General features: G+C 42.8%; 1 protein-coding gene. It reads left to right on the plus strand.

Annotated features, from left to right (window positions below):
- Positions 1 to 11: 11 nt before the first annotated feature.
- The coding region (locus tag B9T16_RS29605) for a Clp protease N-terminal domain-containing protein (protein ID WP_410246485.1) at positions 12 to 355 on the plus strand (344 nt) is incomplete at its 3' end.

The raw sequence follows: 355 nt of genomic DNA on the forward strand, positions 1-355 counted from the left end.
AATTGACTCACATGACTACGCACAACTTTACCATTAAAACACAGCAGATTCTGCAAAACGCGCAGGTTCTCGCAAATCAATACGAAAATCAGGCAATAGAAAACATCCATCTATTGCATTCCATTTTTGAGAATGACAACGATGTCGTTCCTTTCATTTTATCAAAAATAGGCATACCTTCTGCCGTACTCAAGCAAGCAGTGGAGCGCAGTGTACAGTCGCTACCTAAAGTAAAAGGCGGTGAGAGCTACTTTTCACGTGGAGCCGCCGATGCTATATCCAAAGCCCAAGCTGAAGCCAAGAAAAATGGGGACGATTTTGTAGCAGTTGAACATCTCTTTCTGGGGATTTTCCT

Source organism: Arthrospira sp. PCC 8006, assembly GCF_046480465.1.
GTDB classification, from domain to species: domain Bacteria; phylum Cyanobacteriota; class Cyanobacteriia; order Cyanobacteriales; family Microcoleaceae; genus Limnospira; species Limnospira platensis.